The organism is Micromonospora sp. SL1-18 (assembly GCF_047921505.1).
Taxonomy (GTDB): Bacteria; Actinomycetota; Actinomycetes; order Mycobacteriales; family Micromonosporaceae; genus Micromonospora.
In genome coordinates this window covers 48,770-63,754 of record NZ_JBLROA010000028.1, presented here as the reverse complement: position 1 = coordinate 63,754, position 14,985 = coordinate 48,770, and the positions used below count along the sequence as shown (strand labels likewise).

The 14,985-nt window shown below is 72.5% G+C and carries 18 protein-coding genes and 2 tRNA genes; 12 read left to right on the top strand and 8 right to left on the bottom strand.

From position 1 onward, the window contains the following. Positions 1-73 precede the first annotated feature (73 nt). The 7 genes from ACNAW0_RS15870 to ACNAW0_RS15840 all read left to right on the top strand — a co-directional run bounded on the left by ACNAW0_RS15870 (position 74) and on the right by ACNAW0_RS15840 (position 4,153). Positions 74-583 carry an RNA polymerase sigma factor gene (locus ACNAW0_RS15870; RefSeq protein ID WP_416288625.1) on the top strand — a complete coding sequence of 170 codons (510 nt, stop codon included), beginning with the start codon at positions 74-76 and terminating at the stop codon, positions 581-583. Continuing rightward, complete coding sequence (locus tag ACNAW0_RS15865; RefSeq protein ID WP_416288624.1) at positions 573-1,505, top strand: hypothetical protein; 933 nt, start codon at positions 573-575, stop codon at positions 1,503-1,505. Before ACNAW0_RS15870 ends, ACNAW0_RS15865 begins: the two co-directional genes overlap by 11 nt. Positions 1,506-1,555: 50 nt before the next feature. Then, positions 1,556-1,629: transfer RNA gene (locus tag ACNAW0_RS15860), tRNA-Met, on the top strand. Between the two features lie 114 nt (positions 1,630-1,743). Beyond that, positions 1,744-1,817: transfer RNA gene (locus ACNAW0_RS15855), tRNA-Met, on the top strand. Between the two features lie 107 nt (positions 1,818-1,924). Then, on the top strand, positions 1,925-2,524 hold the full coding sequence (locus tag ACNAW0_RS15850; protein WP_416288623.1) for an ArsR/SmtB family transcription factor: 600 nt from the start codon (positions 1,925-1,927) through the stop codon (positions 2,522-2,524). Next, positions 2,521-3,828 carry an MFS transporter gene (locus tag ACNAW0_RS15845; RefSeq protein ID WP_416288622.1) on the top strand — a complete coding sequence of 436 codons (1,308 nt, stop codon included), beginning with the start codon at positions 2,521-2,523 and terminating at the stop codon, positions 3,826-3,828. Before ACNAW0_RS15850 ends, ACNAW0_RS15845 begins: the two co-directional genes overlap by 4 nt. Positions 3,829-3,895: 67 nt before the next feature. After that, positions 3,896-4,153: a hypothetical protein gene (locus ACNAW0_RS15840; protein ID WP_416288621.1), complete on the top strand. Its 258-nt coding sequence runs from the start codon at positions 3,896-3,898 to the stop codon at positions 4,151-4,153. Between the two features lie 47 nt (positions 4,154-4,200). On the opposite strand, the gene ACNAW0_RS15835 is transcribed toward ACNAW0_RS15840, so the two are convergent. After that, on the bottom strand, positions 4,201-5,520 hold the full coding sequence (locus ACNAW0_RS15835; RefSeq protein WP_416288620.1) for an ABC transporter substrate-binding protein: 1,320 nt from the start codon (positions 5,518-5,520) through the stop codon (positions 4,201-4,203). A gap of 155 nt (positions 5,521-5,675) precedes the next feature. On the opposite strand from ACNAW0_RS15835, the gene ACNAW0_RS15830 reads away from it, so the two are divergent. Beyond that, positions 5,676-6,509, top strand: a complete 834-nt coding sequence (locus ACNAW0_RS15830; protein WP_416288619.1) for a phosphoribosylaminoimidazolesuccinocarboxamide synthase — start codon at positions 5,676-5,678, stop codon at positions 6,507-6,509. A 7-nt stretch (positions 6,510-6,516) separates the two neighbouring features. On the opposite strand, the gene ACNAW0_RS15825 is transcribed toward ACNAW0_RS15830, so the two are convergent. From ACNAW0_RS15825 to ACNAW0_RS15815, 3 genes are all read right to left on the bottom strand, one after another. Next, a complete protein-coding gene (locus ACNAW0_RS15825) occupies positions 6,517-7,392 on the bottom strand; it encodes a WXG100 family type VII secretion target (protein ID WP_416288618.1) in 876 nt (291 codons plus the stop codon). A 12-nt stretch (positions 7,393-7,404) separates the two neighbouring features. Beyond that, the gene (locus ACNAW0_RS15820; protein WP_416288617.1) at positions 7,405-7,698 is read right to left on the bottom strand and encodes a hypothetical protein; all 294 of its coding nucleotides are present in this window, start codon (positions 7,696-7,698) and stop codon (positions 7,405-7,407) included. A gap of 135 nt (positions 7,699-7,833) precedes the next feature. Beyond that, positions 7,834-8,286 (bottom strand): YbaB/EbfC family nucleoid-associated protein, encoded by a 453-nt coding sequence (locus tag ACNAW0_RS15815; protein ID WP_416288616.1) that lies wholly within the window; start codon positions 8,284-8,286, stop codon positions 7,834-7,836. A 152-nt stretch (positions 8,287-8,438) separates the two neighbouring features. Between ACNAW0_RS15815 and ACNAW0_RS15810 the strand changes: the two genes are divergently transcribed. Further along, a complete protein-coding gene (locus tag ACNAW0_RS15810; RefSeq protein WP_416288615.1) occupies positions 8,439-8,894 on the top strand; it encodes a hypothetical protein in 456 nt (151 codons plus the stop codon). 55 nt (positions 8,895-8,949) lie between these two features. Here the strand turns inward: ACNAW0_RS15810 and ACNAW0_RS15805 are convergent, their stop codons facing one another. Both ACNAW0_RS15805 and glpK read right to left on the bottom strand, forming a co-directional pair. After that, positions 8,950-9,372, bottom strand: a complete 423-nt coding sequence (locus tag ACNAW0_RS15805; protein ID WP_416288614.1) for a DUF3592 domain-containing protein — start codon at positions 9,370-9,372, stop codon at positions 8,950-8,952. Positions 9,373-9,419: 47 nt separating this feature from the next. Next, a complete protein-coding gene (gene glpK, locus ACNAW0_RS15800) occupies positions 9,420-10,904 on the bottom strand; it encodes a glycerol kinase GlpK (RefSeq protein WP_416288613.1) in 1,485 nt (494 codons plus the stop codon). Positions 10,905-10,969: 65 nt separating this feature from the next. Between glpK and ACNAW0_RS15795 the strand changes: the two genes are divergently transcribed. Continuing rightward, the gene (locus ACNAW0_RS15795) at positions 10,970-11,908 is read left to right on the top strand and encodes a ribose-phosphate diphosphokinase (protein WP_416288612.1); all 939 of its coding nucleotides are present in this window, start codon (positions 10,970-10,972) and stop codon (positions 11,906-11,908) included. A 60-nt stretch (positions 11,909-11,968) separates the two neighbouring features. On the opposite strand, the gene ACNAW0_RS15790 is transcribed toward ACNAW0_RS15795, so the two are convergent. Then, the gene (locus ACNAW0_RS15790; RefSeq protein ID WP_416288611.1) at positions 11,969-12,442 is read right to left on the bottom strand and encodes an ATP-binding protein; all 474 of its coding nucleotides are present in this window, start codon (positions 12,440-12,442) and stop codon (positions 11,969-11,971) included. A 110-nt stretch (positions 12,443-12,552) separates the two neighbouring features. Here ACNAW0_RS15790 and macS point away from each other — a divergent pair, with 110 nt between their 5' ends. Beyond that, positions 12,553-13,677 (top strand): MacS family sensor histidine kinase, encoded by a 1,125-nt coding sequence (gene macS / locus ACNAW0_RS15785; RefSeq protein ID WP_416288610.1) that lies wholly within the window; start codon positions 12,553-12,555, stop codon positions 13,675-13,677. Then, positions 13,674-14,324: a response regulator gene (locus tag ACNAW0_RS15780; RefSeq protein WP_416288609.1), complete on the top strand. Its 651-nt coding sequence runs from the start codon at positions 13,674-13,676 to the stop codon at positions 14,322-14,324. The genes macS and ACNAW0_RS15780 overlap by 4 nt, the downstream gene beginning before the upstream one ends. A gap of 4 nt (positions 14,325-14,328) precedes the next feature. On the opposite strand, the gene ACNAW0_RS15775 is transcribed toward ACNAW0_RS15780, so the two are convergent. Beyond that, on the bottom strand, positions 14,329-14,904 hold the full coding sequence (locus tag ACNAW0_RS15775; protein WP_416288608.1) for a DUF5709 domain-containing protein: 576 nt from the start codon (positions 14,902-14,904) through the stop codon (positions 14,329-14,331). Positions 14,905-14,985 lie beyond the last annotated feature (81 nt).

Here is a 14,985-nt window from a genome sequence, read left to right as displayed (position 1 = left end):
CGGAACGGCCGCAACCCGGCACCCGGTTTCCCCGTAAACCAAGCAGGTGGACCGAGGGAGGCGGGATCTCCAGATGAGGGACGCGAAGAGCTTCGACGACTTCTACCGGAGCACGTCGGCCCGGACGCTCCGGTACGGCCACGCGGTGGCGGACGACCCGGGTGATGCCCAGGACCTGGTCCAGGAGGCGTACGCCCGGGCGTGGCGGCAGTGGGAGAAGCTGTCCGCCCATCCGGCACCGGAGGCCTGGCTCCGGCTGGTGATCAGCCGGCTGGCCACGGACCGGTGGCGCCGGTTACGCGGCTGGCGCCTGGCGGCCAGCCGCACCGGTCCCCCCGACGATGTCGGCCCGCCCGGCGAGGACAGCGTGCTGCTGGTCGGCGCGCTGCGCCAGTTGCCGGCCCGACATCGGCAGGCGCTCGCCCTGCACTACCTGTTCGACATGTCGGTGGCGGAGATCGCGCGCGAGAGTGCCGTTCCCACCGGCACCGTGAAGTCCTGGTTGTCCCGGGGCCGGACCCGGCTGGCCGAGCTGCTGCCCGGCCTGGCCACGGAGGAGTTGGAGGTCGACGATGTCGCGTGAGCTGACCAGCCTCTACCGGGCGTTGGCCGCGGACTCCGACGGGCGGGCGCTGCCGGCCCCGGACCAGGTACGCCGGCGGGCCGACCGCCGGGCCCGCCACCGGACCACGCTGGGTGCGCTGACCGCGGCCGTACTCGTCGCCGGCACCGCCGTGGGCACGCAGCTCGTGCTCGCCGCCGGGCCGGACGCCCGGCCCGGGCCACCCGCCGTCACCCCCACGGCCGGTCCGTCGACCGCGTCGCCGTCCTCCGGTACGCCGTCACCGAGTGCCATCCCGCCGACCCGCTCCGGTACGCCGAACCCGGCGCCGGCGAGCATCCGACCGGCGGCCCCGACGACCCGGCCGGCGGCCCCGACGAGCATCCCGGACCGGGCCTTCTTCGCCCTGCCCCCCGCCAACGACACCGGCGCCGGCAGCCAGTTCCTTCCCGGGCCGGTGCTGCCGCCGCTCTGCGGTGCCCGGCCCGGTGAGACGCAGGTCGTGGTACGCCGGGCCCGGACCCTGCCGTTCAAGCTGGCCGGCGCGCCGGCCGAGGCGGTGCCGGGCGGCAGCTACCGGCACAGCGTCACCGTCTACCGGGCCGGCCGGGCGGTCGAGGCGCTGCGGGAGCTGCGGCAGGCGGTCCGGGACTGCCCGCGGCAGGACCTGCCGGACGCGCCGGGCGTGACCGCCACGCAGCGCCTGCTCGGCGGCCCCGGATACGGCGAGGAGTCGATGCTGTTCGAGATCCGGACGCCGTACCGGGACGTCAACGGCGATCCGACCGGCGACGACGAGGTGCACCTGGTGCGGGCGGTACGGATCGGCGACGTGGTCACCGTGCTGTGGGAGCAGGGCTGGGAGAGCAGCTCCACCGACCGGCCGCAGTTCGAGGCGGACAGCCGGCGGGCCACCGAGGCGATCCGGCGGTGGCTGGACTGAGGTCCCGTTTTGCGCCCCGTGGGGTTCGTGCGCTACGGTAGACGAACCGACGCGGGGTGGAGCAGCTCGGTAGCTCGCTGGGCTCATAACCCAGAGGTCGCAGGTTCAAATCCTGTCCCCGCTACTCACGACGAAGGGCCCCGGAGATGCCTCCGGGGCCCTTCTCCGTGTGCGCCACCGACGATCGCCGGACCCGGCTGATCTCCACGGCGGGGATGCGATAGGCTGTACGAGCCGACGCGGGGTGGAGCAGCTCGGTAGCTCGCTGGGCTCATAACCCAGAGGTCGCAGGTTCAAATCCTGTCCCCGCTACTCACGACGAAGGGCCCCGGAGATTTCTCCGGGGCCCTTCGTCGTTCCCGAGAACCGTTCGATCGGAGGGGATTGCCGGGCAATTTCTGAGACGATACTCTCGAAACATGTCTCTCAGAAATCCGCCTGGGCAGGGCAACCCGTACGGCGACCTGGAGCTGACCGACCCGAAGGCGATGCGGGCGCTGTCGCACCCGGTCCGGCTCGCCATCCTGGCGCGGCTCCAGCGGTACGGCCCGGCGACCGCCACGGAACTCTCCGAGCACGTCGGCGCGACGCCCTCGGTGACCAGCTGGCATCTACGCCACCTGGCGGGGTTCGGGCTGGTCGGCGACAGCGGCACCGGCGGGGACGCGCGGAAGCGCTACTGGGAGGCGAGCAGCCGGGGGTTCCGGTTCCAGTTCCCCGACGACGCGGAGGGGCAGGCCGCCAGCCAGGTGCTGAGCCGGGCGATATTCGCGCAGTACGCCGACGCCCCGCAGCGGTGGGTGGCCGAGGTCGAGCCGCGGCTCGAACCGGAGTGGCGGCGGGAGGCGGGCGTGTCGAACACCGGCGTACGGCTGACCGTGGCCGAGCTGGCCGCCGTCAACGCCGCGATCGAGCAGGTGCTCGCGCCGTACGTCACGCGGGACGCCGCCGACCAGCCGCCGGACGGCCGGCACGTTCGCTTCATGCGGTACGTCATGCCCGAGGCGGAGGAGCGGTGACCGGCCCGGCCGCGCCGCGCCGATCGCTGCTCCGCGAACCCGGCTTCCGGTCGTTCTTCGTCGCGCACACCGTCTCGCAGTTCGGCGATCGGATCTCCGAGCTGGCCTTCCCGCTCCTCGCGGTGCTCGTGCTCGACGCCACCGCTGCCCAGGTGTCGGTGCTGACCGCCCTGGTGTGGCTACCGAACCTCGCCGCGATCTTCCTCGGCGCGTGGGTGGACCGGCAGCCGAACAAGAAGCGGCTCCTGGTGGCGGCGGACCTGATCCGGGCCGCGCTGCTGGTGACGGTGCCGGTGGCGTTCGCGTTCGACGCCGGCACGCTGGCCCAGCTCTATGCCGTGGCGTTCCTGACCGGCGCCGCGTCGGTGCTGTTCAACACCACCTATCCGGCCTTCTTCGTGCTGCTCGTGGACCGGTCCCGCTATCTCGACGCCAACGGTGCCCTCAGCGCCAGCCGGTCGATCTCGTTCATCGCCGGACCGGCCCTCGGCGGCGCGCTGGTCCAGGCGTTGACCGCGCCCATCACGATCCTCGTCGACGCGGCCTCGTTCGTGGTATCCGCGCTGAGCATCGGCCGGGTGCGCCGGGATCCGCCGGCGCGGACCGCGGAGCCCGACGATCCCCGGCCGGTGACGTTGTGGCGGCAGGCGCGGGACGGGCTGGCGTTCACGCTGCGGCACCCTGGGCTCCGGGCGAGCCTCGGCTGCACCACGACGGTCAACTACTTCAGCTTCGTGTTCAACGCGCTGCTCGTGCTCTTCGCCAGCCGTACGCTCGGCCTTCCCGCCGGGCTGCTCGGCCTCGCGCTCGGCGCCGGCGCGGTCGGCGGCCTGCTGGGGGCGGTGACCGCACCCCGACTGTCCGCCCGCATCGGCGTGGGTCGAAGCATCGTGCTCGGCGCCGTCGTCTTCCCGGCCTCGATCCTCCTGGTCGCCGTCGCCGACGGGCCACTCTGGTCGAGGGCGATGCTGGTGGGCGGGGCGGAGTTCTTCTCCGGGATCGGCGTGATGCTGTTCGACGTCAACCTCAACGCGCTCAATGCCGCCGTCATCCCCGACGGTCTGCGCAGCCGGGTGTCCGGGGCGTACTCCGCGGTCAACTACGGCATCCGGCCGCTGGGTGCGCTGACCGGCGGTGTGCTCGGCAGCTGGCTCGGCCTCCGACCCACGCTGTGGATCGCGGCGATCGGCGGCATGCTGTGCGTACTGTGGCTGCTGCCCTCGCCGATCCCGGCGGTGCGTTCCCTGGACCAGCTCGACGGGCTCGACCACGGCCGGGCCGATCTCACCGTCGCCGGCCGGTGATTCCCGGCCGGCGGTATTCGCCTCACCCGCCCGGCCCCGGGTTGCGCGGCTCGGCGAGGATGACTGCATGTCTGCGTGGAACAGGTGGTGGGCCCGGCTCGGTGCGGTCCTCGGTACGGTCGTGCTCTCCGTGTTCGTACCGGTCGCGGCGTGGGCGTCCACGGCGACCGGCGAGCTGGTGACGGAGGAGGCCCGGCGGCGGTCCCGGGGCGCCTTTGGCTTCCTCGGGCTGTTCTGCTGCCTGGTCGGGGTCGGGGTGATCGTGCTGCTGGTGTTCGTGCTGATGCGGATGACGCGGAACCGGCGGGGCGGCCCGCCGCGCTGACGGCCGGTCCGACCGTCGGGTCCCTCCGCGGGCCCGGGCACGTCGCTTCACTCGGCCAGGGCCGCGTTCGCCTGGGCCACGAACCGGGAGGCCGTCGCCCGGGCGCCCGACCGTTTGGCGCGGATGCTCTCGGCGGCGGCGATCAGCAGGGTACGCACCCGCGCGTGCCCCTTCGGCGGCGGCGCGGGCGCCGGGCCCATCAGGTCGGCCAGGTCGGCGCCGAGGGCCACCACCCGTTTACCCGGCCGGTCGGTGACGCCCTGCTCGACGTACCGCCGTACCGGGACGCTGGCGTTCAGCCCGCGCTCGATGCCGAGGATGCGGCCGGCCGCCACGTTGGTGGTCAGGAAGTTGATCACGTCGACGACCAGTCCGGGGTGGCGGGTGCCCTGGAAGGCGGCCCAGTACATCGACGCCCGCGGCCACTGGGCGACCGGGGTGCCCGGGAACGTGATCATGCCCAGCTCGTCGTCGGTGAGGCGCTGAAGCTCGGGCAGCTCGTGCGACCAGGCGAAGGACGCGGCGGCGTGCCCGGTGACCACGAGCTGCTGGGCCAGCTCGCCGCTGTCCGCCAGCTCCACCAGCGCGGTGCCGGGCGTGGCCCGGTCGCGGCGGGCCACCTCCCAGAAGTCGAACCAGTCGATCAGTTCGGCGGAGCCGAAACCGAGCTGCCGCCCCCGGTAGAACTCGCCGCCCCGGCCCCGCAGCCAGAGCCAGAGCGCCCGGTAGTCGCCGGAGGGGTCCGTCGTGCCGGCAACCCGGTTGTCGGACGCGCGGGTGACCTGGGCGGCCCACTGCACGTACTCGTTCCACGGCATCCCGGTGCTCGGCTCGGGCAGCCGCAGGCGGCGCAGCAGGTCGCGGCTGTAGACGAGCGCGGCGTTGGTCTGCGCGACGGCGACCGCCCTCGTCCGCTCGTCCACCTGGCCGTAGCGGGCCAGGTGCTCCGGCAGGCCGCCCAGGTCGAGCCGCCGGTCGACGACGTACCGGCTGAGGTCGAGGACGATATCCCGCCGGGCGTACTCGGTGAGCACCGTGTCGTCGATCTGGAACAGGTCGGGCACGTTGCCCCCGGTCGCCTGGGTGGCCAGCCGATCGTAGTAGCCGGTCAGCCCCTGCCAGGTGAACCGGAATCGGACCCGGGGATTCTGCTGCGAGTAGAGGCGCAGCGCCTGCTCGGTGGCGTCGGCCCGGCGGGTCCCGCCCCACCAGAACACCGACAGCTCGACCGGCCCGTCGTCGACCCGGGCCTGCTCCTCCGGCCCGCAGCCGGCCAGCCCGCCGGCGAGCAGCGGCAGCCCGGTCAGCGCGCCGAGGAGCCGCCGCCGGCCGACACCGGTACGGGGCACGGACTGCGGAGCGCGCACGGGTTCTCCCTGGGGCGCGGGCGAATGCTGCGGATGGATCATTTACCCAGGGCCCGCGCGAGGGTGTCAATGCCGGAGCGGGCTGCCGGCCGTACCGGTGGGAGGGCCGGTGGCCGCACCGGACGACGGTCCGGCCCCGTGGTGTACTAGGCGCCGTGGAACTTCTGCACTCCGGCAAGGTCCGGGACGTCTACGCCGACGGCGACGACCTGATCCTGGTCGCCTCCGACCGCGTCTCCATCTACGACGTGGCGTTGCCGACCCCGATCCCGGACAAGGGCCGCCTGCTCACCGCCCTGTCGCTGTGGTGGTTCGAGCGGCTCGCCGACCTGGTGCCGAACCATGTGATCTCGGCCACCGATGTGCCGGAGGAGTTCGCCGGCCGGGCGATCCGCTGCCGGCGGCTGGAGATGGTCCCGGTCGAGTGCGTGGCCCGGGGCTACCTCACCGGCGGCGGGTTCGAGGAGTACCGCCGTACCGGCGCGGTCTCCGGTGTCGAGCTGCCCCGGGGCCTGGTGGAGGCGTCGATCCTGCCCGAGCCGATCTTCACCCCGTCGACCAAGGCGCCCAAGGGCGAACACGACGAGCCGATCACCTACGCGCAGGTGGTCGACAAACTCGGCGGGGAGACCGCCGAGCGGCTACGGCAGATCACCATCGACGTCTACCGCCGCGGCGCGGAGATCGCCGCCGACCGGGGCATCCTCATCGCCGACACCAAGATCGAGATGGGCTGGGCGCCGGACGGCAGCCTGATCCTCGCCGACGAGTTGCTCACCTCCGACTCGTCCCGGTTCTGGCCGGCCGAGTCGTACCAGCCGGGTCGGGCCCAGTTCTCCTACGACAAGCAGTACGTCCGCGACTGGGCCACCGGCAGCGGCTGGGACCGGCAGCCGCCGGCCCCCGAGGTGCCCGCCGAGGTGGTCGAGGCGACCCGCGCGCGCTACATCGACGTCTACGAGAAGCTCACCGGCAACCGCTGGGACTGACGGAGGGTCAGTTGTTGATGGCGTCTTCGTCGAAGAACCGCTTCCAGATGTTGTCCACCACGCCGCCCGTGCCGTAGCCGTCATCCGTCGGCCCGTACTGCGTCGTGCCGCCGTACATCAGGGATCCCGGCCCGTAGGGCGAGCCCGCCACGTGCCTACCGCCGTTGTAGATCCCGTGGCCGACGAAGTCCCGCTCCAGCTTGGAGAGGAACCCGACGGCCACGTTGTCCAGCCCGTCGACCGTGGCCTGGACGAGATCCTTCAGCACGTCGGTGTTGCCACTGCCCAACTGCACCCCGACGTCGAAGGCGAGGGCTCCGGTGATGGCGGCGGCGGCGCCGATGGCGGCTCCCTCGGCCGCGGCCTCGATAGTCTTCAGCATGGTCACCGCCGTAGCGGCGATCGAATTGGCGGTCGCCTCGGCGGAGGCCGCCGCGGGCGCACCGATTATGCTGGCCGCCGCCGCGGCGATGAAGACGGCGAAGGCGCAAAGGATCGTGGAGAACAGCGCGTACGCGACGATCAGGACGAGCAGCACCACGGCGACGCAGATCAGGCCCACGGAGACCGCCACGGCGACGACCTGGCTGCCGACTATCTGCACGTCGTACTTCTGCACGTGTTCGCCGAACGCGTCCCGGTCCGCACCGGACCACTGCTCCGCCGACACCGCGGAGACCGACTGATCCAGGCACTGCCGGGCGACCTCGAGCTCGCGGTAGAGCTGCATCCACTCCTGGGAGGCGTCCAGCATGGCCTCCGGGTCGCACTGGTTGAAGTAGACGATCTGGGCGACCGGCCAGGCCCCCGGAATGACCGCGCAGGCGATCGTGATCTCAACAAGGGCCGCCTTTGCGGCCAAGGCCGAATTGCTCGTTGGCATGCGGTCCTCACCTCAGCGGGGCACGATGGTGCTGGCTTCTTCCGTCGCTTCCCAGTTGTCGGCGTTGGTGTTCAGCCGGGACTGGATCTCGGTGAGGTGGGCCCGCTTGGTGCGCAGCTCCTCCTCCATGAACTCCACTGCGGCGACATACACGACCGCGAGGGACGGGGCCACCACGGTGAAGTTGCTGTGTTCGATGGCCCTGGTGTTGTTCAGCCGTTCGGAAGCCGCTTCCAACCCAGGCGCGGTCTGCTGTTCGATATCCTTGGCCAAGGCGCGGATCGCGCCCACGTCAACCTCGATCATCAACCCTCCCCGTGGGCCCTGCCGCTCACGTGTGCGGCAGGGGCCGAGCCTAGCAAGCGGGCATCGAAGGTTGCTCCCCCGCTCCGTGCCTCCGCCGTACGTACCTGCCAACGTTTCGGCGAATGTCCGCTCAGCTCAGATCGACAACTGGCGGCGCAGCCGCTCCAGCAGCTCACTGCTCTGCCGCATCGGGCCGCTGACCAGCTCGTTGATCTGTGCCAGCTTGGCCTGTGCCGCGGCCGGATCGCCGATCAGCGCCTGCGGTCCGAACTGGCCGGCCACGTCGCGTACCGCCTCGGTGGTCTGCCGCTGCAGATCCGCCCGGGCCGATCGGAGCAGGTCCTGCAGCAGCTCGGCCAGCTCGGCCGAGGAGCGGCGCATGGCCCGGGGGTCGATCCGCAGCTCGTGGGCCGGGTCGTCGGCGGTGCAGACCACCTCGATCTGCTCGTCGTCGCTGATCGCCCGGCCGGTCAGCCCGGTCAACCGGCTCCGCAGCTCGTCGCCCTGCGCCATCTGCTCACGCATCCGGGCGGCGATCTGCGCCATCGGGTTGTCGTTCCCCGCCGGCTCCCCGGTGGTAGCGGTCATCTCGGTGCCACCCTCGCATCGTTGTGCCATTCGCGTCGCGCCGACGGTAGCCGGAATCCGGGGACGTGACAAAGCGCGCCACCGCCGGGCGGCGACTTACCGTCCACAAGAGAGACATCCATGCCGCGCACGGAGACTGCTAGCCTTCGGCGGTGACGTCCCAACCGCCGCAGCGGTGGGGAGACCCGGCCGAGCGGGCAGCACGAATGGCGAGCCGCCCGCTCTGGCAGCGGATCCTCATCCCGATCGGCCTCCTCGTCGCCGCCGTTGCGCTGCCGATCAACATGACCTACGACCTCGTTGGCGTCGAGCGGGTCGACCTCCAGGTCGAGTCGTGTGACTTCCTCCGGTCCGGAGTGGAGCGCACCTACCAGTGCCGGGGCAGCTGGCAACTGGCGGACGGCCGTACGGCCACCGGGTCGATTTCTTCCGTCGGCAGGTTGACGCCCGGTGATCGGGTCGAGGGCTGGGGCAACGCGAAGCGGGCCACCACGAGTCTGACCATCTCGCTCGTCCCGTTGATGATGGGCGGGCTCGTCGTGCTCGGGGCGGTGGCCGGCATCGTGCTGTCGCTGCGGCTGCGCTGGAGGGCGCGGCGGGGCCGGTGACGCCCGAGCCCGCCGCAGGGCCGCAGCACGACGGCCATCCGTGGCATCCGGGTGCTCAGAAGGTGTAGAAGACGTACACCCCGCCGATCGCCAGGCCGGCGCCCACCGTCAGCAGCGTGACGAACGGGACGACCACGGACTGGGTGCCGCTGCCTCCGCCGGCGACGACCAGGACCCGCGATGGCCGGGAAGGGTCGTAGACCACAGTGACGGGTTTGCCGTCCGGTGTGAAGGGGGCCTGGCGCCCCCGACCGGGCGACGAGGTGATCGGCACCCCGTCGGCGGTGCGGAAGCGCACCACGGGCGTGTAGCTCTCGCCGCTTTTGGTCTTGTTGACCAGCAGGTCGACCACCTCGCCGGGCACCCGGTGGCCCTCGCGCAGCAGGCGCCGGTCGCGCCAGAACCGGACGGTCCCGTAGCCGATCCCGGTCAGCCCGAGGCCGGCCATGATGAGTAGCACCAACAGGTTTATGGTCATCTGTCTCTCCGTTCGGTCGAACCGCCGCGCGGCGAACCGTGTGCGGGTCACTCCACCCAGTCGAGGGTGCGCTGCACGGCCTTGCGCCAGTTGCGCAGCTCCCGGTCGCGCAGCGCCGGGTCCATCTCCGAGGTCCACTGCGCGTCCGCGCGCCAGTGCTCGCGCAGGGTGGCCAGGTCCGGCCAGAAGCCGACCGCCAGCCCGGCCGCGTACGCGGCGCCGAGGCAGGTGGTCTCGGTGATCCGGGGGCGGACCACCGGCACGTCGAGCACGTCGGCGAGGAACTGCATCAGCAGCGCGTTGCCGGTCATCCCGCCGTCGACCCGCAGCCGGCGCAGCGCCACGTCGGAGTCCGCGTTCATCGCGTCGACCACCTCGCGGGTCTGCCAGCCGGACGCCTCCAGCGCCGCCCGGGCCAGGTGCCCCTTGGTGATGTAGCCGGTCAGCCCGGCGATCACGCCCCGGGCGTCGCTGCGCCAGTGCGGCGCGAACAGCCCGGAGAAGGCCGGCACCACGTAGCAGCCACCGTTGTCGTCCACCGTGCGGGCCAGCTCCTCGACCTGCGGGGCGGTGGAGATCAGACCGAGGTTGTCCCGCAGCCACTGCACGAGCGAGCCGGTGACCGCGATCGCGCCCTCCAGGGCGTAGACGGCCGGCTGGCCGTCGATCCGGTACGCCACGGTGGTGAGCAGGCCGTGCCGGGAGACAACCGGGCTGGTGCCGGTGTTGAGCAGCAGGAAGCTGCCGGTGCCGTAGGTGCACTTGGCCTCGCCGGGCTGGAAGCAGGTCTGCCCGAAGAGGGCAGCCTGCTGGTCGCCGAGTGCGCTGGCCACCGGCACCCCGGCGAGCACCCCGTCGGCGACGCCGTAGACCTCCGCCGAGCCGCGGATCTCCGGCAGCATCGCGGCCGGCACCCGCATCGCGTCGAGCAGCTCCGGGTCCCAGTCCAGGGTCTCCAGGTCCATCAGCATGGTCCGGCTGGCGTTGGTCACGTCGGTGACGTGCCGGCCGGTCAGCTTCCAGATCAGCCAGCTGTCGACCGTGCCGAACAGGACCTCGCCCCGCTCGGCCCGCTCGCGCAGCCCGTCGACATGGTCGAGCAGCCAGCGCAGCTTCGGCCCGGCGAAGTAGGTGGCCAGGGGCAGGCCGGTGCGGGCCCGCAGCCGCTCCTCGTCGTACGCCGCGGCCAGCTCGCGTAGCAGCGGGCCGGTGCGGGTGTCCTGCCAGACGATGGCGTTGGCGACCGGGCGGCCGGTGGCCCGGTCCCAGACCACGGTGGTCTCCCGCTGGTTGGTGATGCCGACGGCGGCCAGCCCGTCCGGACCGGTGCCGGCGGCCGCCAGGGCCTCCCGCACCACCTGCTGGACGTTCGCCCAGATCTCCTCGGCGTCGTGCTCGACCCAGCCGGGCTGCGGGAAGAGCTGCCGATGCTCGCGTTGCGCCACGGAGACGACCTCCCCGGCACGGTCGAAGACGATGCACCGCGACGAGGTGGTGCCCTGATCGATGGCGGCGACGAACTCTCCGGTCACGGCAGCACCGTACCCGCCGGGATGGTCCGTCGCCCGCCCCGCACCGACCCGTACGATCGGCAGGCGTGCGTGACATTGCCGTGTTCAGCGGGACCGCCCACCCCGACCTCGCCGCCGAGATCTGCGCCCACCTCGACGTTCCGCTGCACCCGGTACGGGTGTCCAGGTTCGCCAACGACTGCCTGGAGGTGCAGTTGCAGGCGAACTGCCGGGAACGCGATGTCTTCCTCATCCAGCCGCTGGTGCCGCCGGTGCAGGAGCACCTGGTCGAGCTGCTGCTCATGATCGACGCGGCCCGGGGCGCGTCGGCCGGCCGGATCACCGTGGTGTTGCCGCACTACGCGTACGCCCGGTCGGACAAGAAGGACGCGCCCCGCATCTCCATCGGCGGCCGACTGGTGGCCGACCTGCTCACCTCGGCCGGGGCGCACCGGGTGCTGGCGATGACCCTGCACTCGCCGCAGGTGCACGGCTTCTTCAGCGTTCCGGTGGACCACCTGCACGCGCTGCGCGAGTTGGCCGCCCACTTCCGGGGGTACGACCTGAGCAACGCGGTGGTGGTCTCCCCGGACCTCGGCAACGCCAAGGAGGCCGCCGCGTTCGCCCGGATGCTCGGCACCCCGGTCGCCGCTGGCGCGAAGCAGCGGTTCAGCGACGATCGCGTCAAGATCAGTACGGTGATCGGTGACGTGGCGGACCGGGACGTGATCGTGCTCGACGACGAGATCGCCAAGGGCAGCACGGTGATCGAGCTGATGGCGCACCTGCGCGAGCGGAGGGTCCGGTCGATCCGGTTGGTCTGTACGCACGGCCTGTTCTCCAGCGGCGCGCTGGAGCGGCTGAGCGAGCAGGAGGGGGTGCTGGAGATCGTCTGCACCAACACGGTGCCGATCCCGGAGGAGAAGCGGGTGCCGAAGCTGGCGGTGCTGTCGGTGGCGCCGGCCCTGGCCGAGGCGATGCGGCGGATCCACAACGGTGAGTCGGTGAGCGCCCTCTTCGCCTGACGGGAGGTCACTCGCCCGTAAGGCGATCTTGGTAGGACGTGGCCCGCCAGGGGCCGAGATTCACCAAGATCTCCTGCTCTTCCCGCGGATCTGCTTGGGAAGACCGAGTGTCGCGGTGATCCGTACCGTCGTGCCCGCGTCGCCGGTTGCGACCACCATGGTGTCGCTCAGCTCCCGGGCCAGCCACAGGCCCCAGCCGCCGAGGGTGTCGGGGGCGGGCCGGTTGCGGTCGCTGAGCTGCTGGGCGCTGATCCCGTGACCATGGTCGGCGACCTCGCAGACCAGTTCCCCGCCCTGGTGCCACAGCCGCAGCCGGCCCTGACCGCCGCCGTGCCGGACGGCGTTGGTGAGCAGCTCGTTGACCGCCAGCACGAAGTCGTCCAGCCGCTGGCCGCGCAGCCCCATGGCGTGTGCGCAGGAGGTGACCGAGTGCCGCAGCGCGGTCACCTGGGGCTGGTCGAAGGTCTCGGCGATGAGGAGGGCCGGTTCGATGGGCGCGACCGTACGTAATGCGGGGGGTTCATCGTTCGTCATGGCCCGTCCCGGCGGTGCTCGGCGACTTTGCGGCATTTCCACCGTACGTCAGGGTTTCCCGGGGCGCACCCGTCACCCGGTCCGTGACCGGCTGTGGCATGGTGTCGCGCATGCCGTCGTCCCCCGGTGGCCTGGAGGTCCCGCTCTGGCGGTCGATCGCGGTGTTCCGGTTCGCCTCGCTGGCGTACGTCGGGCTGCTGGTGCTCCGCGACGCCCACCGGTACGCTCACCCGCTCGCCGCCGGCGGCGTACTCCTGGCGATGCTGGCCTGGACCGGGGCGACCGCGGCCGGCTACGCGCGCCCGGCCGGGCGGCGCTGGCCGCTGCTCCTGGCCGACCTCGGCGTGGTCCTGGCGATCATGCTGGCCACCCCGTGGGTGGTGGGCCACGCGGCGCTCGCCGCCGGCGTGCCCACCCTGACCGTCGCGTGGCTGGCCGGCCCGGTGCTGACCTGGGCGGTTTCCGGCGGCCGGCGACGCGGCGGGATCGCCGCGCTGGCACTCGGCGGGGTCGACCTGGCCACCCGGGAACGGATCAGTCAGTCCTCGCTCACCGGGGTGATCCTGCTGCTGCTCGCCGGGGTGGTGGTCGGGCACGTCGCCCGGCTGGCCGTCACCGCCGAGCAGCGGCTGCAACGGGCGGTGGAGCTGGAAGCGGCCAGCCGGGAGCGGGAGCGGCTGGCCCGGGACATCCACGACTCGGTGCTCCAGGTGCTGGCGCTGGTGCAGCGGCGTGGCGCGCACCTGGACGGCGAGGCGGGCGAGCTGGCCCGGCTGGCCGGCGAGCAGGAGACCGCCCTGCGCGCCCTGATCGGCGGTGCGGACACCGCGCCGGCCGAGGAGGGGGCCGATCGCGACCTGCGCGACCTGCTTGACCGGTACGCCTCGGCGACGGTCGAGGTCGCCGCGCCGGCCACCCCGGTGCCGCTGCCCGCGCGGCTGGCGGACGAACTGGCCGCCGCCGTCGGTGCGGCACTGGACAACGTGGCTCGGCACGCCGGCGGGCGGGCCTGGGTGCTGATCGAGGACGAGGGGGAGACGGTGACCGTGTCGGTACGCGACGAGGGCCCGGGAATTCCGGAGGGTCGGCTGGCCGAGGCCGCGGCGCAGGGCCGGCTCGGGGTGGCGCAGTCGATCCGCGGCCGGGTGGCCGATCTGGGCGGCGAGGTGCGGATCGTCTCCGCCCCCGGCGCGGGTACGGAGATCGAGTTGAGCGTGCCGAGGAGCGGCCGATGAGCACCGGGGTACGGGTGATGGTGGTCGACGACCACCCGATGTGGCGGGAGGGGGTGGCCCGCGACCTCACCGAGGCCGGTCACCTGGTGGTGGCGACCAGCGGGGAGGGGCGGCAGGCGGTCCGGGTGGCCGCGGCGGCCCGCCCGGACCTGGTCGTGCTCGACCTGCAGTTGCCGGACGTCTCCGGCGTCGAGGTGATCCGCGGGCTGCGCGCCGTGCTGCCCGAGGTACGGGTGCTGATGCTGTCGGCCAGTGGCGAGCCGCAGAGCGTGCTGGACGCGGTGAAGGCCGGCGCCACCGGCTACCTGGTCAAGTCGGCCGCCCCGGCCGAGTTCCTGGACGCGGTGCACCGCACGGCGGCCGGCGAGCCGGTCTTCACGCCCGGGCTGGCCGGGCTCGTGCTGGGGGAGTACCGCCGGCTGGCCGTCGCACCGGGCCCCTCCCACGAAGCGGCACCCCAGCTCACCCAGCGGGAGACCGAGGTGCTGCGTCTGGTGGCCAAGGGGCTGTCGTACAAGCAGATCGCCGAGCGGCTCGGGCTCTCCCACCGGACGGTGCAGAACCACGTGCAGAACACGCTCGGCAAACTCCAGCTCCACAACCGGGTCGAGCTGACCCGGTACGCCATCGAGCAGGGCCTGGAGTGATCGGTCACGGGGTCGCCTCGGGCGGGCGGGTCTCGTGGATGGCCAACTCCTCGGCGGTCGCCCCGCCGCCGGCCGAGCCGGCGTCGTACCCGATGTTGTCGGTCTCCTGATCGGTGTGCGCGCCCTCGTCCGGCTCGACCAGCCGGCCCACCTCGTGGTCCGCGACGGCGCCGAGTTGGCCGTGGTCGTAGAGGGAGACCGGCGAATGCGGGTCGGAGGTCGGGCCGGGGTCGATCACGTCCGCGTCGAACTGGGCCTGCGCGGCGGCCTCCTCGCTGTCCGCCTCGGCGGCGATGTCCGGGTCGACCGGGCCGGCGAGCGGGTCGTCGACAGGCCGCTCGGAAAACTCCCGTTGGAGTTTGTAGTCCAGCGACTCGCCGTCGAGCTGCTCCTCGGCGGTGGTCCCGAACTGGTCCACCGCCACCGGGTCGCGGTCGGCGGGAAGCTGAGCCGGCTCGGGGCCGTCCGCCTCGCGTCCGGTCAGCACGTCGTCGTTGGCCGTGGAGTCGTCGTCGGCGGTGTCGGGCAGGCCCTCCGCCTCCGGGTCGGACACGGGGGTGGGGTAGTCGTCCTCGCGCATGACCGGTCACTACCCGCCGAGCTGACCGGGCTAACCGTCTCCGACGGGGTGGATCAGGAGGAACAGTCGGAAATCGGCCGG